The sequence below is a fragment of the Streptomyces sp. NPDC008092 genome, assembly GCF_042957285.1.
Classification (GTDB): Bacteria; Actinomycetota; Actinomycetes; order Streptomycetales; family Streptomycetaceae; genus Streptomyces.
Map to the genome: position 1 here is coordinate 490606 of NZ_JBIBHY010000002.1, position 24923 is coordinate 515528.

At 73.6% G+C, this 24923-nt stretch carries 25 protein-coding genes; 1 reads left to right on the forward strand and 24 read right to left on the reverse strand.

Annotated elements, in window-relative coordinates:
- Positions 1-15: 15 nt before the first annotated feature.
- From ACFZB3_RS07135 to ACFZB3_RS07230, 20 genes are all read right to left on the reverse strand, one after another.
- Positions 16-819 (reverse strand): glucose 1-dehydrogenase, encoded by an 804-nt coding sequence (locus ACFZB3_RS07135; RefSeq protein WP_391370973.1) that lies wholly within the window; start codon positions 817-819, stop codon positions 16-18.
- Positions 820-924: 105 nt separating this feature from the next.
- Positions 925-2004 (reverse strand): MSMEG_0565 family glycosyltransferase, encoded by a 1080-nt coding sequence (locus tag ACFZB3_RS07140; RefSeq protein WP_391370976.1) that lies wholly within the window; start codon positions 2002-2004, stop codon positions 925-927.
- On the reverse strand, positions 2001-2837 hold the full coding sequence (locus ACFZB3_RS07145) for a nitrilase-related carbon-nitrogen hydrolase (protein ID WP_391370979.1): 837 nt from the start codon (positions 2835-2837) through the stop codon (positions 2001-2003). The genes ACFZB3_RS07140 and ACFZB3_RS07145 overlap by 4 nt, the downstream gene beginning before the upstream one ends.
- Positions 2834-3688 (reverse strand): nitrilase-related carbon-nitrogen hydrolase, encoded by an 855-nt coding sequence (locus tag ACFZB3_RS07150; protein WP_391370981.1) that lies wholly within the window; start codon positions 3686-3688, stop codon positions 2834-2836. The genes ACFZB3_RS07145 and ACFZB3_RS07150 overlap by 4 nt, the downstream gene beginning before the upstream one ends.
- Positions 3685-5184: an MSMEG_0567/sll0787 family protein gene (locus ACFZB3_RS07155; RefSeq protein ID WP_391370983.1), complete on the reverse strand. Its 1500-nt coding sequence runs from the start codon at positions 5182-5184 to the stop codon at positions 3685-3687. The genes ACFZB3_RS07150 and ACFZB3_RS07155 overlap by 4 nt, the downstream gene beginning before the upstream one ends.
- A gap of 1 nt (position 5185) precedes the next feature.
- On the reverse strand, positions 5186-6286 hold the full coding sequence (locus ACFZB3_RS07160; protein WP_391370986.1) for an MSMEG_0568 family radical SAM protein: 1101 nt from the start codon (positions 6284-6286) through the stop codon (positions 5186-5188).
- Between the two features lie 10 nt (positions 6287-6296).
- Positions 6297-6818: an MSMEG_0572/Sll0783 family nitrogen starvation response protein gene (locus ACFZB3_RS07165; RefSeq protein WP_391370989.1), complete on the reverse strand. Its 522-nt coding sequence runs from the start codon at positions 6816-6818 to the stop codon at positions 6297-6299.
- Positions 6819-6858: 40 nt separating this feature from the next.
- A complete protein-coding gene (locus ACFZB3_RS07170) occupies positions 6859-7674 on the reverse strand; it encodes an amidohydrolase family protein (RefSeq protein ID WP_391370992.1) in 816 nt (271 codons plus the stop codon).
- 5 nt (positions 7675-7679) lie between these two features.
- On the reverse strand, positions 7680-8996 hold the full coding sequence (locus tag ACFZB3_RS07175; RefSeq protein WP_391370995.1) for an MSMEG_0569 family flavin-dependent oxidoreductase: 1317 nt from the start codon (positions 8994-8996) through the stop codon (positions 7680-7682).
- The gene (locus ACFZB3_RS07180) at positions 8993-9298 is read right to left on the reverse strand and encodes an MSMEG_0570 family nitrogen starvation response protein (RefSeq protein WP_391370997.1); all 306 of its coding nucleotides are present in this window, start codon (positions 9296-9298) and stop codon (positions 8993-8995) included. Before ACFZB3_RS07180 ends, ACFZB3_RS07175 begins: the two co-directional genes overlap by 4 nt.
- Positions 9299-9584: 286 nt before the next feature.
- Positions 9585-10142 carry an NADPH-dependent FMN reductase gene (ssuE, locus tag ACFZB3_RS07185; protein WP_391370999.1) on the reverse strand — a complete coding sequence of 186 codons (558 nt, stop codon included), beginning with the start codon at positions 10140-10142 and terminating at the stop codon, positions 9585-9587.
- Between the two features lie 59 nt (positions 10143-10201).
- Positions 10202-10990 carry a serine aminopeptidase domain-containing protein gene (locus tag ACFZB3_RS07190; protein ID WP_391371002.1) on the reverse strand — a complete coding sequence of 263 codons (789 nt, stop codon included), beginning with the start codon at positions 10988-10990 and terminating at the stop codon, positions 10202-10204.
- Between the two features lie 67 nt (positions 10991-11057).
- Positions 11058-12398 carry an NtaA/DmoA family FMN-dependent monooxygenase gene (locus tag ACFZB3_RS07195; protein ID WP_391371005.1) on the reverse strand — a complete coding sequence of 447 codons (1341 nt, stop codon included), beginning with the start codon at positions 12396-12398 and terminating at the stop codon, positions 11058-11060.
- A 43-nt stretch (positions 12399-12441) separates the two neighbouring features.
- Positions 12442-13317, reverse strand: a complete 876-nt coding sequence (locus ACFZB3_RS07200) for an ATP-binding cassette domain-containing protein (RefSeq protein WP_391371008.1) — start codon at positions 13315-13317, stop codon at positions 12442-12444.
- On the reverse strand, positions 13314-14186 hold the full coding sequence (locus ACFZB3_RS07205) for an ATP-binding cassette domain-containing protein (protein WP_391371010.1): 873 nt from the start codon (positions 14184-14186) through the stop codon (positions 13314-13316). Before ACFZB3_RS07205 ends, ACFZB3_RS07200 begins: the two co-directional genes overlap by 4 nt.
- Positions 14183-15073: an ABC transporter permease subunit gene (locus ACFZB3_RS07210; protein WP_391371013.1), complete on the reverse strand. Its 891-nt coding sequence runs from the start codon at positions 15071-15073 to the stop codon at positions 14183-14185. Before ACFZB3_RS07210 ends, ACFZB3_RS07205 begins: the two co-directional genes overlap by 4 nt.
- Before the next feature lie 2 nt (positions 15074-15075).
- The gene (locus tag ACFZB3_RS07215; protein WP_391371015.1) at positions 15076-16122 is read right to left on the reverse strand and encodes an ABC transporter permease subunit; all 1047 of its coding nucleotides are present in this window, start codon (positions 16120-16122) and stop codon (positions 15076-15078) included.
- Positions 16123-16171: 49 nt separating this feature from the next.
- Positions 16172-17761 carry an ABC transporter substrate-binding protein gene (locus ACFZB3_RS07220; protein WP_391371018.1) on the reverse strand — a complete coding sequence of 530 codons (1590 nt, stop codon included), beginning with the start codon at positions 17759-17761 and terminating at the stop codon, positions 16172-16174.
- Between the two features lie 440 nt (positions 17762-18201).
- The gene (locus tag ACFZB3_RS07225) at positions 18202-19143 is read right to left on the reverse strand and encodes a DsbA family protein (RefSeq protein ID WP_391371024.1); all 942 of its coding nucleotides are present in this window, start codon (positions 19141-19143) and stop codon (positions 18202-18204) included.
- Positions 19140-19574 (reverse strand): Rrf2 family transcriptional regulator, encoded by a 435-nt coding sequence (locus tag ACFZB3_RS07230; RefSeq protein WP_391371027.1) that lies wholly within the window; start codon positions 19572-19574, stop codon positions 19140-19142. The genes ACFZB3_RS07225 and ACFZB3_RS07230 overlap by 4 nt, the downstream gene beginning before the upstream one ends.
- 138 nt (positions 19575-19712) lie before the next feature.
- Here ACFZB3_RS07230 and ACFZB3_RS07235 point away from each other — a divergent pair, with 138 nt between their 5' ends.
- The gene (locus ACFZB3_RS07235; protein ID WP_391371030.1) at positions 19713-20216 is read left to right on the forward strand and encodes a cupin domain-containing protein; all 504 of its coding nucleotides are present in this window, start codon (positions 19713-19715) and stop codon (positions 20214-20216) included.
- Here the strand turns inward: ACFZB3_RS07235 and ACFZB3_RS07240 are convergent.
- The 4 genes from ACFZB3_RS07240 to ACFZB3_RS07255 form a co-directional block, all read right to left on the reverse strand.
- Positions 20176-21276: an LLM class flavin-dependent oxidoreductase gene (locus ACFZB3_RS07240; protein WP_391371032.1), complete on the reverse strand. Its 1101-nt coding sequence runs from the start codon at positions 21274-21276 to the stop codon at positions 20176-20178. The genes ACFZB3_RS07235 and ACFZB3_RS07240 overlap by 41 nt on opposite strands.
- A gap of 12 nt (positions 21277-21288) precedes the next feature.
- The gene (locus ACFZB3_RS07245; protein ID WP_391371035.1) at positions 21289-22941 is read right to left on the reverse strand and encodes a dipeptide ABC transporter ATP-binding protein; all 1653 of its coding nucleotides are present in this window, start codon (positions 22939-22941) and stop codon (positions 21289-21291) included.
- Positions 22942-23042: 101 nt separating this feature from the next.
- Positions 23043-23966 carry an ABC transporter permease subunit gene (locus ACFZB3_RS07250; RefSeq protein ID WP_391371038.1) on the reverse strand — a complete coding sequence of 308 codons (924 nt, stop codon included), beginning with the start codon at positions 23964-23966 and terminating at the stop codon, positions 23043-23045.
- Positions 23963-24922, reverse strand: a complete 960-nt coding sequence (locus ACFZB3_RS07255; RefSeq protein WP_391371041.1) for an ABC transporter permease subunit — start codon at positions 24920-24922, stop codon at positions 23963-23965. The genes ACFZB3_RS07250 and ACFZB3_RS07255 overlap by 4 nt, the downstream gene beginning before the upstream one ends.
- Position 24923 lies beyond the last annotated feature (1 nt).

Below are 24923 nucleotides of genomic sequence, written 5' to 3' on the forward strand. Positions count from 1 at the left end.
ACGCCCGTCCCTCCGTCAGCTTCTGACGCCGCGCCAGGCCAGCGCGCCGCCGTCGATCACATGGGCGGCGCCCGTGACGAACGCCGCGTCGTCCGAGGCCAGGAAGCAGGCGAGGCGCGCCACCTCCTCCGGCCGCCCCGGCCGGTCCACCAGCTGCGGGGCCAGCAGCGCCCGTTCCGTCGCCTCGCGATCCCCGGCCGCGGCGACGTGGTCCCGGGTCAGCTGGGTGTCGATGACGCCCGGGCAGAGGCAGTTGCAGCGCACCGGGGCCAGGTCGACCGCGGTGACCTTGGTCAGATGGATGACACCGGCCTTGGTGACGCCGTAGGCGGGGCAGTCGGGGAAGCCGACGAGGCCCGAGACGGAGGCGGTGTTGACGATGGCCGGGCCGCGTGTGGACCGCAGCAGCAGAGGTGCCGCGAACTTGGTCGTCAGCCAGACGGCCTTGAGATTGACCTCGTAGACGGTGTCCCAGACCTCCTCGGGGAGCGAGGCGACACCGCGGTCCCGGCCGGTCGTGAACGCGGTGTCGATCACTCCGGCGTTGTTGACCAGCACGTCGAGGCCGCCGAAGCGCTCGGCGCACCGCGCCACCATGGCCCCGATGTCGTCGCGCACCCGCAGATCGCAGCCGACCGCCTCGGCCTTCGCCCCCTCGGCGCGCACCAGTTCGGCGGTCTCGCGGACGGCAGCCGTGTCGAGGTCCGCGACCACCACGGCCGAGGCGCCCTGCCGGGCCAGCTCCACCGCGATCGCCCGTCCGATGCCCCGGCCCGCACCGGTGACGAGCGCGACCCTGCCGTCGAGGGAACCGTCCATCGTCCGCTCCCTTCCGCCCGCGGCGGATCCAGAACTGAACCAACTTCAGTTCATGTTCGGAGTCTATGTTCATGCAGGGAGAGCGACAAGGGCGCGGACGGGATGTCAGCCGAGGGACCGGTAGAACCTCAGGTGGTGCCGGGCCGCGGCGGCCCAGGTGTGGCGAGCGGCGAGTTCGCGTCCGGTGGAGCGATGCGCGGGACTGTCCTGCGTGAGGGCGTCGTCGAGTGCGGCGGCCAGCTCCCGGGGGGTGCCCGCGAACCGGGCGGCACCGTCGAACACCTCGCGCAGCACCGGGAGTTCGCGGACCACCAGGGGTACGCCGGCCGCGAGGGCCTCCAGCGCGGCGAGCCCGAAGCCCTCCTTCACGGACGGGAAGGCGAAGGCCGAGGCCGCGGCCACCAGGGACGGCAGCCCGGCGTCGTCGACCTGCCCCAGCACCACCGGCCGCACACCGAGTTCGGCGGCCCGGGCCTCCCAGCGGGCGCGGTAGTCACGGTAGTCGAAGAGGGTCTCGCCGCCCGCGATCACCAGGCGCAGGCCGGGATGCGCGGTGCGCAGCAGGGCGCACGCCTCCAGCAGGTCCAGGGAGCCCTTGCGGGGTTCGATGCCGCCGACGGTGAGGACGTACCGGCCCAGCAGCGCGCGCCACTCGGCACGGGCCGCCGGATCCGTGGCCGCGAAACGGTCGTAGGCCACGCCGTTGGGGATGACCTCCGCCGTCAGGCCCCAGCCCGCGGCCAGTTCGTCCGCGACCGCCCGCGAGACACAGATGCGGGCCGCCGGCTCGACGATCGCCCGCTCGTGACAGGCGGCCAGTTCCGGGGTGGTGAAGTGGTCGATGTGGTGGACCGTACGGACGCAGCGGCCGTCGACCGCGTTGGCGCTGATGCAGTCCTGGGCGTGCACGACGTCGTACGGCGCCGGGTCGAAGGCGTCGCGGAGCGTGGCGATGGAGCGCAGGATGCGGGTGCCGACGGTCTCCCCGGGCGGCCCGTCCGGGAACGGCACGACGCGCAGCCGGACGGCGGGGGCGACCGGGCGGAAGAAGCCCGCGTCGCCGCCGCGGCCCAGGGTCCAGACGGTGACGTCCTCGCCCAGCGCCGCCAGGGCCTCGGCGAGGGCGAGGGTGTGGACGACGCCGCCACGGGGCTTGGTGGAGTAGCTGAGCAGCGCGACCTTCACGTCCGGGCCTCCCGGTAGGCGCCGGGCCGGCGCTCGTCGAGGTGGCGCAGGACCCGGCGGGCCCGGTCGGTCTCGGCGGCGACGTCGATCTCGGCGACGGCCAGGCCCGCCTTGGACCAGGTGCGGGCGAGGATGTCACCGCCGGGGCCGACGACCTTGGCCTGGCCGAGGAAGCGCATGCCGCCCATGGCGCCGGTCTGGTTGGAGGAGGCGAGGACGATCTGGTTCTCGGCGGCGCGGGCCTGGTCGTACAGGTCGAAGAGCCTGGCCTGCCGGTCCTGGGCCATCCGCGGGGCGCGGTTGGTGATGGACGTGGGCCAGGCCGACAGGCAGGCGAGGATCTCGGCGCCGTCCAGGGCGAGGGAGCGGGCGGACTCGGGGAAGGTCTTGTCGTAGTCGATGAGCATCCCCAGCCGGCCCACGGGGGTGTCGAAGGCGTCGAAGCGGTCGCCCGGTGTGTAGGCGGCCGTCTCCCCGGCGGGCAGGTGCACCTTGCGGTGGCGGCCGAGGACGCCGTCGCCGCTGACGCAGACGGCGGCGTTGTGGCGCTCGTCGCCGGCGTCCTCGCAGTAGCCCAGGCAGACCACCATCTCGGCGGCCAGACGCGCCACTTGGAGGATCAGCGGGTCGTCGGGCTTCAGCGCCGGCGGCAGGGCCTCGGGGTCGGGGTGACGGAGGTCGGCGAGGTAGCCGCCGAGGGCGGCGTCGGGCAGGACGAGCAGTCCGGCGCCGGAGGCGCGCGCGTCGTCGATCAGCTTGGCGATGCGGGCCAGGTCGAACTCCAGGTCGCGGCCGAAGTGGGCGGCCGCGGCCGCGATCCGGATCGTGCTCATGCGGTGACTGCTCCCGGTGACAGGTCGTAGGTCTCGGGCCGCCGGTCGCGCAGGTGCCCCATCGACCGGCGGGCGGTGACAAGGGCCTGTACGACGTCGAGTTCGGCGACGGCGACGCCGGCCGTGACGCCCGTGCCGGCGAGGATCTCACCGCCGGGGTCGACGACCTTGGCGCTGCCGACGAAGCGTAGCGACCCGAAGGTGCCCGCCTGGTTCGCGGAGAGCCAGACGATCTGGTTCTCCAGGGCGCGCGCCCGGTCGAACAGGTCGAAGCGCCGCTTCCAGCGGTCCTCTTCGAGGTCGGCCGACGCGTTGGTGCGCGCCCCCGGCCAGGCCGACACGCAGACGCCGATCTCGGCGCCGTCCAGCGCCAGGGCCCGCGCGGACTCGGGGAAGGCCTTGTCGTAGCAGATCATCATGCCGATCCGGCCGACCGGGGTGTCGAAGGCGTGGAACCGGTCCCCGGAGGCATAGCTGGCGTCCTCGCCCAGCGGCTGGTGGACCTTGCGGTGGTTGCCGAGGACACCGTCGCCGGTGACGCAGACGACGCTGTTGTAGCGGTTGCCGTCCACGTCCGCCTCGCAGTAGCCGGCGACGACCGTCATCTCCCCGGCCAGCGCGGCCAGCCGGCGGATCTCGGGGCCGTCGAGGGCGAGCGCGGGCGGCCCCGCGTCCAGCTCCGCGGCGTCGTCGAGGCTCAGCAGGTACCCGCCCAGGCACGCCTCGGGCAGCGCGAGCAACCGTACCCCCTGTTCCCGGGCCTGCTCGATCAGACGTCCGGCGATCCGGAAGTCCTCCTCCAGGTCGCGGCCGAACCCGGCGGCCACGGCGGCCATGCGCAGGGCGCTCATGCGGCTCCCATCCCGGTCACCGTGGACGTGACCGCTTCGGTGATCTCTCCGTCGGGCCAGCGCAGCCCGACGCCTTCTCCTGTGGTCAGCTCGCCGCACACGGCACCCGTGGCGGGGCCCGCGGGGAGCGGCGGCGCGTCCGGGCGGTCGGCGGTGAGCATCGCGAAGCCCGGGAAGCAGGTCAGCCAGTCGCCCACGGTCGCGGTGCGCGGCCGGGGCACGGCGGCCACGTCCAGGACCGCGCCGCAGCCGGCCGCCTCCGCGAGCATCCCGAGGGTGCCGGCGATCCCCGCCATCGACACGTCCTTCGCGGCGGCGGGCCGGGCGGCGGCCACCGCGCCCGCCATGGTGCGCAGTTCGTCCGTGCGCCGGTGTGTGGTCGAGTCCCACTGGCGGCCCCGGTAGCCCGGCCGCCAGCCGCCGCCGAGGTCGGCGGTGAGCCGGACGGCGTGTCCCGGCCGGCCACCGCCGCCCGGCACCGGGTACCGGGTGCGGCCCAGCGCGGTGACCGACAGGGCGGCGGGGACACCGAGCTGGGTGTGCCCGCCCAGCACCGGAACGCCGTACGCCCGGGCCGCGCGCGCCAGTCCGGCGAGGACCCGGGCGGCGTGCGAGGCGTCCCGCGCACCGAGCGCGTCGAGCAGCCCGACCGGCGAAGCGCCCATGGCCGTCAGGTCGTTGACGTTGACCAGGACCGAGCACCAGCCCGCCCAGTCGGGATCCCGCTCGACCATGGAGGGCACGATCGCGTCGCAGGCGGCGATCACGTCCGTGCCGGGGACGGGGGCGCCGTCGTCGCCGACGAAACCGGCGCCGCCCAGGACCGGGCGGCTGGCCGGGGCCGGGCCGTCCCGGTCCGCGGCGCGGGCGGCCGGCGCCGGTTCCCGGAAGGGCGCGAGGAGCGGCCCCAGCGGGGACTTCGCGGCCGCCGCGAGCGCCGGGATCCGGCCGATCGGCCAGCGCATCAGGACATGCGGGGTGTCCGCGACCGTGACGGCCCGGACCCGCTGCCAGCCGAGCCGCCGGAACAGCGGCTCGGCGCGGGTCTGCACCGTCGCGTCGAACCGGAGCGCGCCCTCGGTCTCGGCCCGTGCGCAGGCCGCCCGCACCAGGGCCCCGCCGATGCCCTGCGGCCCCCGGGCCCGGGGCGCGACGACCAGCCGGCCGCCCGCCCACCACCCGATGTCCGGGCCGTCGGCGACCGGACCGAGCCGCACCCCGCCGACGACCGTGCCGTCCCGTTCCCTGGCGACCAGCACCAGGGTGCGGGGGTCGGCGTCGCGGTCGTCCAGGTCGTGCCCGGCGAACAGCCGCTGCCCGTACACGAAGATCTCCCGGCGCAGCCGCCGGTATGCCGTCAGATCCGCCGGGGAACGGGCCTCTTCGACGTGGAAGGCGGGCACACGGCGCGCCAGCGTGCTGCGGTCGCCGAGCAGAGCCAGGATGTCGGGAATCCCCTCCGCCACCGAGCCGGGCCCGGAGCCGTCGAGACACATCTCAGCCGCCCGCCGTCCGCAGCACACTGCACGCCCCGCAGGCCGCGCAGCCCGCCCGCTGGTCGGCGCCGCGCATCCCGGCCGCGAGCAGCTTCGCGGCCACCCCCTCGGTGACGTACCGCAGCACCTCGGCACTCGGGGCGCCGACTCCGTCACGGGCGGCGAGGGTGCCGGCCATCGGGCGGAACGGGACGACGAACGGGTACACCCCGCGGTCGATCAGCCCGCCCGCACCCGCGACGAGTTCGTCGGGATCCTCACCGAGCCCGACGAGCAGGTAGGTGGAGACCCGGTTGGGCCCGAAGACCCGTACCGCCTCGTCCCAGGCGGCCTCGTACTCGGCCAGCGGGACGGCGGACTTGCCCGGCATCCAGCGCCGGCGCACCTCGTCGTCGAGGGACTCGACGTGGATGCCGACGGCGGTGGCCCCGGCGTCGTGCAGTTCCCGTATCCACGCGAGGTCGCCGGGCGGTTCGCACTGCACCTGGACCGGCAGGCCGGGCACGGCTTCCAGCACCGCCCGAACCGACCTGACGAGGGTGCGGGCGCCGCGGTCGGGGCCGGTGGTGGTGCCGGTGGTCATGACCATCTGCCGGACGCCGTCGAGCCGTACGGCGGCCTCGGCGACCTCGGCGAGCTGCGCCGGTGTCTTGGCGGCCACCGTGGCGCCGGAGCGCAGCGACTCCTCGATGGTGCAGAAGCGGCAGCGGTCGGCCTCGGCGTAGCGGACGCAGGTCTGGACGACGGTGGTGGCCAGGACATCGGCGCCGTGCAGGCGGGCGATGTGCTCGTACGGGATGCCGTCGGCGGTGCTGAGGTCGTAGAACCTGGGCCGCCGCACGGCGGTGAGGGTGAGGCCGGTGTCTTTGAAGTGTCCGGCCTCGTCACCGAGCCACACCCTGCCGTCGCGGACCCGGTAGGGGCTGCCGGGGTTGCGGGGCAGCGCGGCACCGGCACCGTCGACGAGGACGTGACCGTCGTCGCTGGGTCCCGCACCGTCCGGACGCCGCACGGGGGCGTCCGTCGCCACGCCGTGCAGGGCGAGTCCGGCGCGGGTCGTGATCCGCACATCCACCGCCGTGGGGCCGGTGTCCACGCTCATGCCCGTCCCCTTACAGCTGGTAGGTGGAGTTGATGATGGCGCCCTTGCGCGCGTAGTGGATCAGCGCGTCCTGGACGTCCAGGGGGTGGGTCGGGATGACGCCCTCGATGAGGTCCTCCTCGCGGGCGCCGTGCAGGGAGAGGCCGAAGCGGCAGCAGTAGACCTTGCCGCCCTCCGCGATGAACGTCTTGAGCTGGTTGTTGATGTTGTGCTCGCCGGGGAACGCGGAGTTCCCGGTGGTCGGGAAGCCGCGGGTGGCCAGGCAGTTGAGGGAGCCGGGGCCGTAGAAGTAGATGGCGGTCTCGAAGCCCTTGCGCAGGGCGCGGGTCGCCTGCAGCACGGCGACGAAGGACACCGACGACTCGTGCGCGATGCCGTGCACGAGGGTGAAGTAGGTCTCGCCGTTCTCGGCCTGGTAGTCGGGAAACACCTTGGTGGAGCCGTAGATGCTGGAGCCCTCGGGGAGGGAGGGGTGCGGGATCTCGTCGAGGGACTTCTGCTCGACCTCGGTGAGTTCGACGGTGTCGGACATGGCTGTCTCCTTGTGCGAGGCGTTGACGGGGAGGAGGGGGTCAGTCGTAGAGCGCGGTGAAGGTGTCCCGGAAGACCCGGTCGCCCAGTTCGCCACCGCCGACGGCGGCGGTCATCCGTGCGTACTCGCCGGTGAAGTCGCCCCAGGGCTGGTCGCTGGCGAAGAGCACCCGGTCGTGGCCGAGACCGCGGTGCTCGATCTCCCGGGCCAGCCAGTACGGCAGGAAGCCGATCGCCCAGGAGAGGTCGGTGTACACGCGCTTGCCGGCGGCGATCCAGTCGAAGAACCGGGAGCCGGCGAGCTTGATGTGGCCGCTCATCCCGCCGCCGAAGTGCACCAGGTGGAGAGGCACCCGGTCGGCGTACCAGTCGACGAGGTGGCCGACCTCGTCGATGTCGGAGGCGGCTCCGGGTGAGGTGTGGACATGGACGACGAGGTCGTGTCCGGCCGCCGTGGCGAAGATGCGGTCCAGCTGGGGGCGGCAGGCCGGGTCGGTGGCGCGGCCGCCCAGCAGGAAGCTCAGCTTGAGCGCCCGCACGCCCCGCTCACCGGCCAACGCCAGCGCCCGGTCGGTGCGTTGGGCGTCCTCCGGCCGGGGCGAGACCCAGAGCCCGGCGCGGATCCGGTCGTCGGTCTGCGCGGCCTCGACCGCCAGCTCGTTGAAGGAGAACGCCACGGCGGGATCGGGGACCCCGTAGTTCGGGATGACCAGGGCGCGTTCGGTGCCCTCGGCGTCCAGGTCGGCGAGCAGCCGCTTGACCGTGGCGCGGGCGGTGGTGTCGGGGCGGACGGGCGGGCCGCCGTAGAAGGGGTACGCCGGGAGGACGCCGATGTGCCGGTGCGCGTCGAAGACCATGGGCGTCAGCCGATCGGGAGGGCGGCGGCGAGTTCGGCGGGCGCGCCGGTGAGGGTGCCGCACACGTCGGCCAGCCGGCGGGAGGCGTCGATGTGGCCGGCGAGGAACTCGGCGTCCCTGCCCACCGCCTCGAAGCGGCCCGAGCCCCACGAGTACTGCCAGGGCAGCCCCAGGAAGTACAGGCCGGGGACGCTGCTGGCGCCCCGCCGGTGCATGGGGTAGCCGCGGCCGTCGAAGGCGGGCACCTCGATCCAGCGGTGGTCGCGGCGGAAGCCGGTCGACCAGACCACGGACGTGATGCCGGCGGCCGCCAGGTCCAGGGCGGACGGCTGCCCGGACGGCTCCCAGACCGGCACGTACCGGGGCTCCGCGGGGGCGGTGATGCCGTGCGCGGCGATGTGCGCGTCGATGGCGTCCTTGATGCCCTCGGCCACCGCGTCCGCGTGGTCCAGGTTCGCCTTCAGGTCGTCGGCGAACTCCAGCCTGGCCCCGTCGACCCCGGTCAGCCGCCCGTACAGGCGCATGCCGTCGCGGGCGAAGGCGCGCAGGTCGATGTCGCGGCCGCCGTCACGGCCGGTGACGTAGTGGTTGACGCGCATCCGGACGGCGCCGGCGTCGTCGAAGGCGTCGATCGGCCTGGCGTAGTGCCCCATGTCGTCGAGCCAGGCTACGCAGTCCCGGCCCCGGTAGAAGCGCGCCACGCGCGGGGCGCCGCCGACCGCGAGGTGCACCTGACGGCCGGCCAGGTGCAGGTCCTCCGCTATCTGGCAGCCGGACTGACCCGACCCCACGACCAGCACCGCGCCCGGCGGGAGCCGGTCCGGGCGGCGGTAACCGGAGGAGTGCACCTGCACCACCGGCGCGGGCAGCCGCTCGGCCATTCGCGGGACCGACGGGGTGTGGTAGGGGCCGGTGGCCACCACCACCTGGTCGGCGGTGAACCCGCCGTGGTCGGTGGCCAGTTCGAAGACCCCGCTCGGCGTACGGCGCAGGCCGGTGACCGTGACGCCCTCCACCAGCGGGGGCCGGGAGAAGGCGACGTACTCCTCCAGGTACCGCACGATCTCGTCCCGGACCATGAACCCGTCCGGGTCGTCCCCCTGGTAGGGGTAACCAGGGAGCCTGCACTGCCAGTTCGGGGTGACGAGGCAGAACGAGTCCCAGCGGCGCGCACGCCATTCGTGGCCGACCCGGTGGGCCTCGACCACGACGTGCTCGATGCCGCGCCCGGTCAGGCAGTGGCTGACCGCCAGCCCCGCCTGACCGCCGCCGATCACGGCGACGGGGTAGTGGGTACCGGCCGGCCACGTACCCGGGCTCACCGCGGGCTCCCGTCGGCGTTCAGCAGTGCCTCGACGGTCACCTTCGCCCCGGCCACGGACCGGTAGGCCGTGGCGGCCCGCTCGATCCGCGCGAGCTGGTCCGACGCGCCGGTGCAGGCGAAGCCGAACTTCTCCCGGACCCGTTCGCCCGCGATGCCGAGGGCAGTCCGGCTGCGCTCCACGAAATCGGCGAGTTCGTAGGTGACTCCCGCGCCGAGGAAGTCCTCGACCACCGTGGACGGGGAGTAGCAGCGCTGGGTCTCGCCGTCCGGCCAGCGCACATCGAAATACAGCTCAGGCATGAAAGTCCTCCATGCGAGGGACCGAGGTGTGGCACCTCGCCGCTGCTTGTGGACTCCACTTCAGCCAGGCCGCATTTCCGGTCGAAGTCATCCGGAATAAACGGGAGTTACGCAGATCTCACGGTGTGTGATTGTCCCGTTGCGTCGGGTTGCCTGTGAGGCAAACCGCACCGGGAACGCCGGTGCGCGGGCGACCGGCCCGGGTGAAGCGGGCGGTGAGCCTGTCAGCCGTCGTCTTCCCGTACCGGTCGTTCCGCCGCCCGCCGAGACGAACCTCGGCTGCGGCTCAGCCCGCGGCCGCCAGGCGGGTCGTCCGGCCGTGCAGCGCCGCCGAGAACCGGTCCGTGACCTCGGCCAGCGCCTCGGCCGACGCGGGGGCCACGGTCAGTCGGCCGTCGGCGTCCGCCGTGATGTCCTTGTCGAGCGTGAACCAGCCGGGAACGATGTGCGCGGCGCCCATGGAACTGAGCACCGGGCGCAGGGCGTAGTCGATGGCCAGGACATGCGCCGTGCTGCCGCCGGTCGCCAGCGGCAGCACGGTCTTGCCCGCCAGCGCGTACTGGGGGAGCAGGTCGAGCAGCGACTTCAGCAGGCCCGAATAGGCCGCCTTGTAGATCGGGGTGCCTATCACCACGCCCTCGGCCCGTTCGAACAGCGCCGTGGCCTCGACGACGGCCGGGTGCGCGAAGTCCGCGCCCAGCAGGGCTTCGGCGGGCAGGGTCCGCACGTCGAGGGCGATCACCTCGTGGCCCTGCGCGGCCAGACGGCGGTCCAGGTGGCGCAGCAGACGCGCGGTGCGCGAGGCGGCGGACGGGCTTCCGGAGACGGACAGGACAGTGGCCATGGTGAGCCTTCCAGAGTCGGGACGGGGAGTCGGTCAGGAGGCGGAGCCGGCCGGGGCGCTCACCACGCGCTCGACTCGACCGTGACCACCGGGAGGAGGCCGTTGCGCAGCGTCTCCAGGAACGTGACGACCTCGGCCGCCACCGAGCGGTGCTGGAGGTCGTTGAGGACGTCGTGGTGGCCGCCGCGGACGACCGCGAGACGGGCCCGGGGCCAGGACTTGGCCGCGCGGTCCAGCGCGGCGCGGTCCGCGAGCGGGTCGGCGTCCCCGGTCAGCAGCAGGGCGGGCACGGCGAGTTCGCTCTGGTACGCGGCCGTGAGCAGGGTCCCGTCCACCGCGCCGGCGAGCGCTCCCCGGTGGAACCGGGTGTCGTCGGTGAGCCTGGCACGGTGGGTCGGGCAGGAGGTACGTACGTCGAGCTCGTCCTCCCAGCTGCCCTCGGCGGTGGCGGCGGTCCGTCCGGGGCCGGGGAGGCCGGCGAGGACGACGGCGTCCGGACGCGGTGCCCCCTCGGACTCCGGCCGGCCCAGCAGCGCGGCGATCGCCAGGGCGCCGGTGTCGGCCCCGGCCAGCACCAGCGGTCCTGCGACCCCGTCGCCGCCGTCGGGCGCGGTGCCGTCGGCGGCCGCGGTGAGGGCGGCGCCGAAGCGGTCCAGGGCGCCGGGGAGGCCGGCGGCGTCGAGGGCCGGGGGATCGACCACCCGGACCCGGTAGGCGTCGGCCGCGAGACGGCTGCCGAACCGCTCGTAGGTCGCCCGGCTCTCGCCCCGGCCCGGCACCACGACGACCGTGCCGCGGACGAGGAGGCCCTCGGGCCCGTGGTGGTCGGTGTACTCGGTCGTGGTCATGTCGTCCTCACTCCTGCGGTCGGCCGGCGGCCGTGGGTCGTTGGCGGTCTGTGGTCGGTGGGTGCGGTCAGTCGCGGGCGAGCGCCCGCTCGCGGGTGTGGCGGTTGGCGGGGACCGGCAGTCCGAGGTTGCCGCGCAGGGTGTCGGCCGTGTACTCGGTGCGGAACAGGCCGCGCTTCTGCAGCAGCGGGACCACGCCGTCGACGAAGAGTGCGAGGTCGTCCTCGGTGCGGAAGGCGAGGTTGATGCCGTCGAAGGTGCCCGCGGCGAACCACCGCTCGACCGCGTCCGCGACGGTCTCCGGCGCTCCGACGAACGGCGAGCGGCGGAACTCGTTGGCCGACGCGGCGACCTGGCGGAGCGTCAGCTTCTCGGTCCGGGCCCGCTCGACGATCCGCGCCGCGCTGGTGCGGCCGCCCTTCTCGGCGAGGTGGGCGATGTCCGGGAAGGGCGCGTCCAGATCATGCGCGCCGAAGTCGTAGGCACCGAACGACCGGCCGAGCAGCGCCAGGTTGCGCACCAGGTCGTTGTCCTCCTCGAAGATCTCCCGCTCCCGGCGCAGCGCCGCCTCGTCGGTGGCCGCGACGACCGGGCCGCCGTGGATGAAGATCTTGATGTGTTCGGGGTCGCGTCCGTAGGCGGCGGTACGGCGCTTGATGTCGGCGTAGTACTCCTGGGCCTGCTCCAGCGAACCGCCCGGGGCGTAGATGCCCTCGGCGACCTGTGCGGCCAGGTCGCGGCCCTCCTCGGACACGCCGGCCTGGAAGATCACCGGCTGGCCCTGGGGTGAGCGGGACAGGTTGAGGGGGCCTGCGACCTTGAAGTGTTCGCCCGTGTGGTTGAGTTCGTGGAGTTTGTCCGGGTCGAGGAAGAGGTCGCGGGCGGGGTCGGCCGGGAAGGCGTCGTCCTCGTAGGAGTCCCACAGGCCGCGGGCGACTTGGACGAACTCCAGGGCCCGGCCGTATCGGGTGGCGTAGTCGAGGTGCTCGTCCAGGCCGTAGTTCTTGGAGGTGCCGGTGTCGAAGCTGGTGACGACGTTCCAGCCGGCGCGGCCGTTGCTGATGTGGTCGAGCGAGGCGAATCTGCGGGCGAGGTTGAAGGGTGAGTTGTAGGTCGAGCTGGCGGTGCCGACGAGGCCGATGTGCCGGGTGTGGGTGGCCACCGCCGACAACAGGGTCAGAGGCTCCAGCCGGTTGAGGTAGTGGGCGGGGTAGGTGGCGTTGATGAACTGGCTGTCGACGATGAACAGCGCGTCGAACAGGGCGTGTTCGGCCGCCTGGGCCAGCCGGATGTAGTAGTTGATGTCGATGCTGGCGTTCTTGGCGATCCGGGGATCCTTCCAGAGGCCGTGCTGGCCGGGGCCGCCGACGCCGTAGGGGTGCAGCGCGAGGTGGAGCTTGCGGGACATGGCGGGTCCTTTCGGTGGTGCTGGGGGAAGCGGAGGGTTTTCGTCAGGCGTGCAACAGCGCCCGCAGCGCCTCGCGTTCGGCGCGGCCGGCGCCGGCCGCGCCCCGGAGCGTGGGCGCCGAGCCGACGAGCAGCCGGGTGTAGGGGTGCCGGGGGCGGGCGATGACGTCACGGGCGGTACCGGTCTCCACCAGCTCGCCCCGGTACAGCACCGCGATGCGGTCCGCGACGCCGGCCACGGAGCCGAGGTCGTGGGAGATGAAGATCTGGGCCACGCCGGTGTCCCGCAGTTCCTTGAGGATCTCCAGGACCTGGACCCGGTTGGCGGAGTCCAGGGCACTGACCGGCTCGTCGAGGATGACCAGCCGCGGTTCGGTGATCAGCGCCCGGGCCACCGCGACGCGCTGCCGCTGGCCGCCGGACAGCTCTCCGGGGAGCCGGTCCAGGAGTTCCGCCGCGAGCCGCACCCGGTCCAGCAGGGCACGGGCCCGCCCGACGGCCTCCGGGCGCGGGACGCCGCGGACGAGCAGCGGCTCGGTGAGGGAGTCCGCGACGGTGAGGTCGGGGTCGAGGCTGCGCAGCGGGTCCTGGAAGACGTACTGCACGACCCCGCGGCGACGCAGCTCGCGCCACTGCCGGCGGCCGTACCCGGTGACCTCCTCGCCCGCGACGGCGATCGAGCCGCCCGCCGGACGCACCAGGCCGAGAACGGCGCGGGCGAGGGTGGACTTGCCGGATCCCGTCTCCCCGATGAGGCCGACGGTCTCGCCGGGGGCGACGGCCAGCGACACGCCGTGCAGGGCGCGGCGGCGCCGGCGGCGCGGTCCGTAGTCGACGTCCAGTGCGGTGACGGCCAGGACCGGGCGCACGGGGTCGGCCAGGACCGGGCTCGCGGGTCCGGCGGCTGCGGTGCCGCTCACGTCTCCTCCTCCGCGGCGAGGAACTTCTCCAGGCCGTACTGTTCGTGCTCGGCGATGAGCAACCGGGTGTACTCGTGCCGCGGCTGGTGCAGGACCGCGCGGGTGGGACCCTGTTCGACCACCTCGCCCCGGCGCATGACCAGCACCTCGTCGCACCACTGGGCGACCAGCGCGAGGTCGTGGGAGACCAGCACCAGGGCGAGCCCGGTGCGTTCGCGCAGGTCCGCGAGGAGGTCGAGGATCTCCGCCTGGACGGTGACGTCGAGCGCTGTGGTGGCCTCGTCGGCGATGAGGACCAGCGGGTCGGCCGCGACCGCGGTGGCGATCAGGACCCGCTGGAGCATGCCGCCGGAGAGTTCGTGGGGGTACTGGTCGTGGACCAGCTCGGGGTCGTGCAGCCGGACCGCCCGGAGCAGTTCCAGCGCCCGCTGCCGGGCCTCGCGGCGCTTCAGGCCGAGCTTGACCCGCACCACCTCGGCGATCTGCGCGCCGACCCGGATGGACGGGTTGAGATAGGACGCGGGGTCCTGGAACACCGCACTGACGGTGGCGCCCCGCAACTCGGTCCACCGGCGTGCGGTCAGGGTCGCGATGTCGGTACCGGCGATCTCGACGGTGCCCGCGGTGACCTCGAAGTGCGGGGGCAGGATGCCGAGCGCGGCCCGGCAGGTGAGGGTCTTGCCGCTGCCGGACTCGCCGACGATGCCGACCGTCCGGCCGGGCGCGAGGTCGAAGCTCACGCCGTGCACGATCTCCCGGTCGCCCGCGTGGTCGGTGATCCGCACCCCGCGCAGCGAGAGCACGGGGGCGGCCGGCGGTTCGGCGTCCCGGGCCCGGGCCGGGACGAGGTTGCCGGACAGGGTTGTCATCGCACACCTCCGGAGACGACGGGTTCGGCCCTGCCGGCCCGGTTGGCCCGCGCCCTGCGGTCGTTGACGAGGGCGCGCCCGGCCTCTCCGGACACGTCCCGGATGGCGTCGGCGAGCAGGTTGCAGGCCCACACGGTGACCGTGATGAGCAGGGCGGGGGTGAGCGGTGCCCAGGGCCGCTGGCTCAGATAGCCGAGGTCGGAGGCGAGCAGCCCGCCCCAGGTGGGCGCGGGCGGCTGCACGCCGATGCCGAGGAACGTCAGGCTGGAGACGATGACGAAGCCGACGCCGACCGTCTGGGCCAGCGCGACCGCGATCGGCGGCAGCACCTTCGCCCACACGTGTCGGCGCACGATCCAGCCGGTGGACGCGCCGGAGATCACCGCCGCCTCCACGTACTGGGAGCGGGTCACCGAGAGGGTCGCCGCCCGGGCCACCCGGTAGAACAGCGGCGACACCAGCACCCCGGTGACGAGCATCGCCTGGGTGATGCCGTTGCCGAGCAGCGCGACCACGGCGACGGCGAACAGCAGGAACGGCAGCGCCACCAGGGTGTCCGCCAGCCGCAGGGTGATCCACTCGAAGACCCGGCCGAGCTGCACGGACAGGATGCCGGGGACGACCCCCACGACCAGCGCGGTGACGGCGACTTCGAGGGAGCCGAGCACGCTGATCCGGGATCCGGCCAGCAGCCTGCTCAGCACGTCCCGGCCGAGGTAGTCGGTGCCCAGCCAGTGCGACCCGGAGACGGCGGCGAGCGTGTCGTCGCCGGTGCCGAGCGGGTTCTGCGGAGCGAGCAGGGGCCCCAGCAGGGCCAGCAGGGCGACCAGGACCAGGACGGCGACGGCGATCCTGCCGGACGCCAGGGACAGCACGCGGCGGACCATGGTCACACCCCCCGCCGGGCGGCCGGGGTGACCCGGGCCAGCACCAGGTTGACGATCAGGTTGAAGGTGACGACCAGCACGATCGACACCACGAGGACGCCCTGCACGGCGGGCACGTCACCGGCCTGCGCCGAGTCGTTGGCGAACCGGCCGAAGCCCTGCAGACCGAAGATCCACTCCGTGACCACGGACGCGCCCACCAGCGCGGGGAACTTCAGGCCCAGGGTGGCCAGCGCCGGTCCGAGGCCGTTGCGCAGCACGTGCCCGAAGAAGATCCGACGGGGACTCAGCCCTCGTACGACCGCCCCGGTCACGTAGTTCTCGCCGTACGCGGCGACCAGGCTGGTGCGCAGCTGGCGGGCGACGTCGGCGACCACGTCGAAGCTCAGCGCGACGGCCGGCAGGGTGATGTGGGCGAGCCATGGGCCGATCCCCTGGGCGGCCGGGATGTACCCGGCCGACGGGAACAGGTGCAGCCCGACCGCGAAGACCGCGACCAGCACGATGCCCACCACGAACGCGGGCATCACCGAGATCACGGTGACGAGTCCGGTGATCACGCGGTCGACCCAGGTGGTGCGGCGCAGCGCGGCGACCGTGCCCAGGACGAAGCCCACGACCACGCCGATGACAAGGGCGAGGACGGCCACGGACAGGCTGACGCCGAGCCCGAGGCCGATGAGGGTGGAGATGTCGGCGCCGTTGACCCAGCTGGTGCCGAGCTGTCCGTGCAGGACGCCGGTGAGCCAGTCGCCGTACTGCACCAGGAAGGGCCGGTTCAGTCCCCACTGCGCCTCGATCCGGGCGATCGCCTCGGGAGTCGCGTCCTCGCCCAGCTGGATGCGCGCCGGGCTGAGCCCGCTCAGCGACCGCAGCGCGAAGGTCACGAAGGTCGCGACCAGGAAGACGGGCACGAAGATCGCGACGGACCGGGCGAGGGTGGCCAGGACCCGGGCGGACGCGCGCCGGATCCTGACCGCGGCACCCCGGTGACGCGGTGCCGGTACGGCGGCCGTGGCCGGCACGGCCGGCGCGTCGGTCGTCGTCATGGTGTTGCCCCCTCTCTCTGTCTGGGTGTCTCTCTGCGGCGGACGGCGGTCAGTTCGAGCTGGAGACGCCGGAGACGGTCACTCCGGTCCAGTCCACGTGGGCCGGGTTCTTCGGCAGGCCGGAGATCGACTTGCTCTTGGCGAAGAGGTTCGGCGAGGAGTAGGTGAAGACGAGCGCCTTGCTCTTCAGCCCGGCCCTGGTGGCCGCCTGGAGCACCTGGGCGTAGTCGGCCGCGTCCAGCGGGGTCTGGCGCACCTTGGCGACGGCGGCCTCGAACCCGGCCGGTTCGTACGGTGTGCTGAGGTTCAGCGGGCCGTTCGGGCCGAAGTGCGCGGTCAGCGTCTGCAGCGCGGAGTCCCGGCCGGTGGTGCCGTACAGGGAGAACGTCAGGTCCTTGGCGAAGAACGGGGTGGCCCAGTTCTTGTCGATCTTGATGGTGACGGTGATGCCGACCTTCGCGAGCTGCGACTGCACGATCTCGGCCTGCGGGTCCTCCGCCGGGATGACCAGGTTCAGCTTGAGGTCCCCGGACTTGTAACCCGCCTCGGCCAGCAGCTTCTTCGCCTTCGCCGGGTCGTAGGGGTAGGCGTCCGCCGACTGCGGGTCGTAGGCGACGTACCCCTTGGGGAAGGGCTGGTCGGTGGCCTCGCCGTAGCCGAAGGTCAGCTTGTCCACGAACTCCTGGCGGTTGACGGCGTAGCGGACCGCGTCGACGACCTTGTCGTTGTCGAACGGCGCCTTGTTGATGTTCAGGCTGATGTTGGAGGCGTTGAACCCCGGCTGCACGAAGACGTCGAGGCCGGCCTTCTTCGCGGCGTCCGCCTGACTGGGCGCGATGTCCGCGAAGTTGTAGACGCCGGTCTGGAGCCCGGAGACCACCGTCGACGCGTCGGGGGCGGAGGTCAGCTCGACATGGTCGATGTGGATGTTCTTCGCGTCCCAGTAGTCCGGGTTCTTCTTCAGGACCACCTTCGTGCCGGGCACCAGCTGGGTCACGGTGAACGGGCCCGCGCCGACCGGGTTCTGGTCCAGCTCGGTCGGGTGCGCGGCGGCCTTCGGGCTGGCGATCTGCAGCACGCGCTCGCCGAGCAACTGCGGGATCTGGTAGTCGACCTGGGTGAGGTGGACGACCGCGTCCAGCCCCTCGGCGTCCACCGACCTGATGGAGGTCAGGTCGCCGAACAGGGCGGAGTTCTTCTGCTTCTGGGCGCGCTCGATGGCGTCCTTCACGGCGGTCGCGTCGACCGGCGTGCCGTCGCTGAACTTCAGCCCGGACCGCAGATGGAAGGTGATCTCGTCGCCCCTGCTGTTGTAGTCCCAGCTCCTGGCGAGGTCGGGGACGGCGTTGCCCTTCGCGTCGGTACGGGTCAACGAGGCGTAGACCAGGGAGAGTTCACGGAACTGGGCGCCACTGCCGGAGACCACCGGGTCCCAGTGCGCGGGGAAGTAGGAGGAGGCCCACTTCAGGGTGGCGCTGCCGCCCGAGGCGGCGTCCGCTCCGCCTCCGCAGGCGCTGAGGGAGGGGAAGAGCACGGCGGCGAGGACGGTGCCCAGCGCGGTGGCGCGCAGCCGGCCGACGGGTCGGGGAGTGCGATGGGCGGCCGGTCTGGGACGTGACGGGGTGCGGCGTGTGGACATGGCTGTCTCTCTGTTGCGTGCCCCGGTCCGCACCGCGAGGGCGACCGGGGGAGAGGAAAAGGGCGTCGGGCGGCGGTCCGGCGCCGCGCCGCAACGGATCCGTCACGACAGGGACTTGCAGGTCTGTCGGGACCCGGTGGGTACAGCGGCGGCGGGCCGGGGGCGCAGAGAACGTCGCGGCGCCGGCAGGGGGGTACGCAGAGCGGTCGGGTCCGGCGGAGCCGGGAAGGGCCGGTACCGGTCTGCGGTCAGGCGCCTGCGGGGCGAGGGCGGCAGGCGGTCAGCGACAGAGGGCGCTGCAGGTGCGCCGCAGATCCACGTAGCGGCACACCACACCGGGGTGGGTCGTGTGCATGTCCAACATCGTGGGGGCCGCAGGGGGTGACTGTCAATGGACACCAATTGGTGTCTCATTCAGCGGGACGGAGCTCCACCGCCGGTCAGGGCATCGGCCGGGTGGCGGGGTGGGTGGCTGCCTCCTCCGGGTCCAGCCACAGCGGCCCGCCTGCGGTCTCCACCCGGACGGCGTCCGCCGGCGGCCACGCGCCCCGCGTCAGCAGCGCGCGCTCCGGCTCGGTCAGGCTGCGGTACCGGGCCAGAGCCGCCGCCCCGGACAGCGTCCGAGGAGCCGTCGGCAGCCCCGGGCAGAAGGCGCCGACGGCGTCGGCGTACACCTCGTACGGCCGCCAACCGGGCACCACCCGACGGCCCCCGGGCCCGTGCACGACGAGTGTCGGCAGCGCGTACCGGTGCCCGCCGCCGGGCGTCTCCTTGGCGGTTCCGGGATGCGGCGAACCGCCCGGCGCGGACGGCACCTCCGACAGGACTCCGGACAGCACTTCGGACAGCACTTCGGGCACCGGCCGCCGCGCCTCCGCATGGTCCGCGCGCACCTCGCCGAGTACGGCCGCGGAGGCGGCCTCGGCCGCCAGCCGGCGTGCGTCGAGCCCGGGTACGCCGGCGGCCGCGTCCAGCGCCGCCCCGAGGGTGTCGGCCGGCTCGCCGAGCACGAAGACGGTCTCCCGCAGTCGGCGCAGCACCCGGTCGGCCACCTCGGGACCCTGGCGTTCGGCCGCCTTCGCGACCAGCGAGGAGGGCCAGGAACTGGCGGCGACCCGGCTCAGCCGCAGCGCCCGGGGGGCCCGGGTGTGCCCCGCGATGCCTTCGACGTAGCGGGCGTACCACGCGGTCTCGGCCGCCGGATCGGGGGCCGGGTCGTCGTCGTGGTCGAAGAGGATGCAGTACACCCGGCGCCAGCGGACCCGGCCGGCCAGCGCCGTGCGCAGCCCGCGGAAGACGGGCTCCGAACCCCACGCCCAGGGACACAACGGGTCGGTGTACTCGACGACTTCGACCGGCGGCACGGCCCGGCCGCCCGTCACGCGGCGCCCTGGGCGGCCGGCCGTCCGGCCGGTTCCGAGAGCAGCAGTCCGGCGATGGTGATCCCGGCCAGCACGGCGGTGGCCTGCTCCTCGATCCGCCGCCACACGTCCGGCAGACCGACGGCGGGCCCCGGGTAGTCGAGCCCGGCCAGCGGCTCGCCGCGCAGGGTGATCACCTCGCCGTCCACGGCCCGCGCGACGTCCAGCAGGCTGATCTCGGCGGCGGGCCGGCCCAGCCAGTACCCGCCCTCGCAGCCGCGCTGGCTGCGCACCAGACCGGCCCGCCGCAACTCGCCGACCACGGACTTGAGAAACCGGAACGGGATGTCCTGCGAGGACGCGACCGCCTCACAGGTCAACGGGCGGTCCGGCTGTCGGGCGAGCTCCAGCAGAGCGCGGGCGGCGTAGTCCGCCTTCGCGGAGATGTACATGACCCCATCATGCCGGACCCCCGGTGTCCGGCGGAGGTTCTCTTCGCGCCCGGTTCGTTCATTGCGGCAACATTGCCGCAGGTGAACCGTAAAGGACACCTCTTGACATCCTTTCTGGCGCGGTCCTAGCGTCCCGTTATGAGCGAGTCGCTGACGACCCCCGGTGAAGGCTTCCACCCCCATCTCCACGACGCCCGGGACCGCCCGGCGACGCCCCTGCGCACCCGGCTGCACCACGTCCGCGCCGACGCCCTGGACGGCGACACCGCGCAGTCCGGCGGCATGCGGCGGTTCGCCGCCGTCAGCGGACGGACCGTCGGCTCCGAGAAGCTCTGGATGGGCCAGACCCACGTCGCCCCCGCGACCGCCAGCTCCGACCACCACCACGGCGAGTCCGAGACCGCGATCTACGTGGTGAGCGGGCACCCCGAGTTCGTCTTCCTGGACGACACGGGCGAGCGGCCCGAGGAGGTACGGCTGCGCACCTCGCCGGGCGACTACATCTTCGTCCCCCCGTTCGTGCCGCACCGCGAGGAGAACCCGGACCCCGCCGAGGAGGCCGTGGTCGTCATCGCCCGCAGCACCCAGGAGGCCGTCGTGGTCAACCTGCCCGGCCTGTACGCCCTTCCGGCCGACGGGTAGTGACACCCGGCGCCCGCCCCGCTCCGGCCCCGGCACCGACTCCGGCACCGTCCGGGCGCCGGCCCAGCTCGGGCGCGACGAGGTGCCGTACGTCGTGCAGGATCTGTTCGTACTCCTCCCGCCGGAACTCGTACGGCAACTCCAGGCGCAGTTCGGACACTTCGGCGAGCACCGGATCGGCCGTGAGCTCCTCCAGGATCTGCTCGGCGGTCCCGACGACGTCCGGGGCGAACAGGATGCGCTTCGGGCCCTGGGGCGCGAGGGTGCGCTCACGGCGGCTCGCCGCATAGGCACGGTAGCGGGCGCGGGTCGCCGCGTCGGCGCTGTCGAGGGGCACGATCACCCGGCCCACGGCCACCCGCGGCGTACGGCCGTCCGGCAGCGCGCGCCGGTACTCCGACAGCAGGTTGAGCTGGGCGGTGGTGAAGTCGTCGGTGTCCTCCCCGGTGACGATGTTCCCGGACAGCAGCCCGAGGCCCTGCCCGCCGGCCCACCGGACCGAGCGCAGGCTGCCGCCGCCGTACCAGATGCGGCGGGCGAGGCCGGGGTCGTGCGGTTGCAGACGGGGGCGCTGGACGTTGCCCGGCGAGTGGATGACCGTGTCCGGACCGCCGAGGTAGTCGCCGCGCAGGTTCTGCACGACCCGGGCGATCCTGCCGTACGACAGGTCGAAGCGGCGCCAGTCACCGTCGTGCACCAGGTCGCCGAGCAGGTCGGCGTGCGGCATGCCGGTGCTGAAACCGACCTGGAGCCGGCCCCGGGACAGCACGTCGGCCAGCGCCAGGTCCTCGGCGAGCCGGAACGGGCTCTCGTAGCCGATGGGTATGACCGCCGTACCGAGCTCGATCCGCTCGGTGCGCTGGCCCGCCGCGGCGAGGAACACGGCCGCCGAGCCGACGCCGTGTTCGAGGTGGCGCTGCCTGATCCAGGCGCCGTCGTAGCCGAGCCGCTCGCCGTACTCGAACAGCCGGAGGGTCTCCTCCAGGCCGGCGTAGGGGTCGTCGTCCGCGAAGTTGCCGGGCGTCAGGAAGGCCAGTGAGGTGATGGCCGGAGTGCTCATGGGCGACGGTCCTCAGCTCGTGGTGGTCTCGGCGGCGGGGGCGGGGACACGCCCGCCCGGGATCGCCGCCAGCAGTTCGCGGGTGTACTCGTGACGGGGTGCGGAGAACAGGTCCCCGGGCGGCCCCGTCTCGACGACCCGGCCGGCCCGCATGACGGCGACCTGGTGCGCGATCTGCCGTACGACGGCCAGGTCGTGGGAGATGAACAGGTAGGCCACGCCGGTGTCCGCCTGCAGCTCGGCCAGCAGGTCGAGGACCTGGGCCTGCACGGACACGTCGAGCGCGGAGACGGGTTCGTCGCACACCACCAGGTCGGGGGAGAGGGCGAGGGCACGCGCGATGGCCACCCGCTGGCGCTGTCCGCCGGAGAGTTCCGCCGGGCGGCGCTCCAGGGTCGCGGCGGGCAGGGCCACCCGGTCGAGCAGCTCGCGGGCGCGGTCCAGCCGGGCGGTGCGGTCACCGACCCTGAACGCCCGCAGCGGCTCGGTGACCACCTCGCCGACGGAGAAGCGCGGGTCGAGCGAGGCGTACGGGTTCTGGTAGACGAGCTGGGCGCGCCGGCGCAGCTCCCTGACCTCGGCGCCCCTTGCGCCGGTGACGTCGGTGCCGTCGAACAGCACCTGGCCGGAGGTCGCCTCGGTCAGGCGCAGTACCAGCCGGGCGGTGGTGGACTTGCCCGAGCCGGACTCCCCGACCAGGGCGAGGGTCTGGCCGCGGCGCAGGGTGAGGCTGACGTCGTCGACCGCGCGCAGGGTCCGGGCCCCGCCGGCGGCCCGCGGCAGCCGGAACTCCTTGACCAGGTTGCGCGCCTCCACCAGGGGAGCCGCGGTGTCGGCCGGGGCGGGCGCGGAGACCGGGGTACGGGGGCGGGCCGTCGCCAGGCTCGGGGCGGCGGCCAGCAGCCGCCGGGTGTACTCGTGCTGCGGGTCGGCGAGCAGGGCCCGGGTCTCGCCCGCCTCGACGACCTTGCCCTGGTCCATGACGACCAGGCGCTGGGCCCGGTCGGCGGCCACCCCCAGGTCGTGGGTGATCAGCAGGATCGCGGTGTCCGACTCCTCGGTGAGGTGCTGGAGATGGTCGAGGATGACCCGCTGCACGGTGACGTCCAGCGCGCTGGTCGGCTCGTCGGCGATGATCAGCCGGGGCCCCGCCGCGATCGCGACGGCGATCAGGGCGCGTTGCCGCATGCCGCCGGACAGCTCGTGCGGGTACTGCCGGGCCCGGACGGCCGCGTCGGGCAGCCCGGCCCGGTCGAGGACCGCGACCGCCTCGGCGCCCGCGGTCCGCCGGGTCGCCAGACCGTGGATGCGCAGCACCTCGGCGACCTGCTCGCCGATCCGCTTCACCGGGTTGAGCGAGACCGTCGGATCCTGCGGGACCAGCCCGATCTGCGCACCGCGCACGGTGCGCAGCTCCGCCTCGGAGAGGGCGGCCAGGTCGTGCCGGCCGAAGCGGACCGTGCCCGCGTCGATGGTGCCGTTCGCCGCCAGCAGCCGGGTGACGGCGTGTGCGGTGGTGCTCTTGCCGGAGCCGGACTCGCCGACCACGGCGGTCACCTGCCCGGGCCATACGTCCAGGTCCACGCCGCGTACGGCCGGCACCGCGCCGCCCCGGGTGCGGTACGACACGGACAGGCCGCGGATCTCCAGGACTGGTGTGGTCACGTTCCCGCCGTTCTCGCGTGCGTCACGGTTCTTGCGTGCGTCACGGTTCTCGGGTGCGGCACGGTTCTCGGGTGCGTCGCTGTTCTCATGCGCGGAGTGGGTCATCGCTGCCGTGCCCATTCGCCGTCCAGCGCCCGCGCGACGCGGTTGGCGGCCAGCACGGTCGCGGCGATCGCCAGACCGGGCAGCGCGGTCAGCCACCAGGCGTTGGCCAGGTAGTTGCGGCCGTCGGAGATCAGCGTCCCCCACTCCGGGGCGGGCGGCGGCGCGCCGTAGCCGAGGAAGCTCAGCGCCGACACGGCCAGGATCGAGGTGCCGAAGTCCAGCGTGGCGAGGACGATCACCGGCCCCGCGGCGTTGGGCAGGACGTGCCGGCCGAGCACCGAGTACCAGCGGGCCCCGCAGGACCGGGACGCCTCGACGAACACCGCCTGCCGCACCCGCAGCACCTCGGCCCGCGCCACCCGGGCGAAGGAGGCGACGCTGGCGATGCCGACCGCGACGGCCACCTTCACCGTCCCGTACCCGAGCGCGGTGACCAGGGCCAGCGACAGGAACAGCGCGGGGATGGCGAGGAGGACGTCCACGAACCGCATCAGCACGTCGTCCACCCAGCGGCCCACGAACCCGGCGACCACGCCGAGCAGCCCGCCGACCACGAACGCCACCAGGACCGCGATCAGCGTGGCCTTGAGGGAGAGCTGGGCGCCGTGGACGACACGGGAGAAGACGTCGCGGCCCAGTTCGTCGGTGCCGAACCAGTGACTGCCGCTCGGACCGCGGAAGTTCTGGGACGGCACCCCCCGCAGCGGGTCCTGCGAGGTGAACAGGTCCGGCCGGAAGGCGGCCAGCACCACCAGCACGAGGACGACGACGGACAGCAGCAGACCGGGACGGCGCAGCAGGAAGCGGAGCACCCGGCGGATGCCGGCGGGCCGGCCGGGCTGTGCGGGGGATCCGTTCCCGACCGGCCGGGCGGTGCCGAGGGCGGCCTCGGCCTGGTCGTCGACAAGGCTCTGACTCATGCGAGGCTCGTCCTCCTTTCCGAGGCCACCACGATCCGCGGGTCCAGCAGCGGATAGACGAGATCCACCAGCAGGTTCGTCACGACGAAGATCAGCGCGCCGAACACCACCACCCCCTGGACCAGCGGGATGTCCTGAGTGGTGACCGCCCCGGCGGTCACCCGGCCCAGACCGTCGCGGGAGAACACCGTCTCGACCACCACCGAACCGGCGATCAGCTGCCCGACCAGCAGGCCGACGACCGTCAGCGCCGGCAGCGACGCGTTGCGCAGCGCGTGCCGCAGATGCACCCGCCACCGGCCGGCACCCTTGGCGCGCGCGGTCTCCACATAGGCCTGGTCCAGCGCGGTCAGCAGGCTCTTGGCCAGCACCTGGGCGACCTGCGCGCCGGTCGGGACCGCCAGTGTCAGGGCGGGCAGCACCAGGCCGCGCAGCCCGTCGTTGCCGAACGCCGGGAACCAGTGCAGCTTGAACGAGAACGCCTCGACGAGCAGCAGCCCCACCCAGAACGTCGGGACGGACACCCCCAGCGGTGGCAGCGACAGCAGCAGCTGCCGCAGCCACCGCCGCGAGGTGTACGTCGCCGCCACCGCGAGGCCGCCGCCGAGGACCACCGCGAGCAGCAGCGCGGCACCGGTCAGCTGGAGCGTCTGCGGCAGCGCGTCGGCCAGGGTGGAGGTGACCGGGCGGCCGGTGGAGACCGCGTCGCCGAAGTCCCCGCGCGCCGCCCGGCCCAGGTACTCGGCGTACTGCACCAGCACCGGCTTGTCGAAGCCGTACTCGTGGCGCAACTCGGCGAGTTGGGCCGGATCCACCTGCCCCGAGTCCATCCCGGCCCCGGCCATCGCCGAGACCGGGTCGCCGGGCAGGAAGTCCAGCACCAGGAACGACACCGTGTACGCCGCCCACAGCACTCCGGCCGCCTGCGCCAGCCGCTTGATCACATAGCGGCGCATC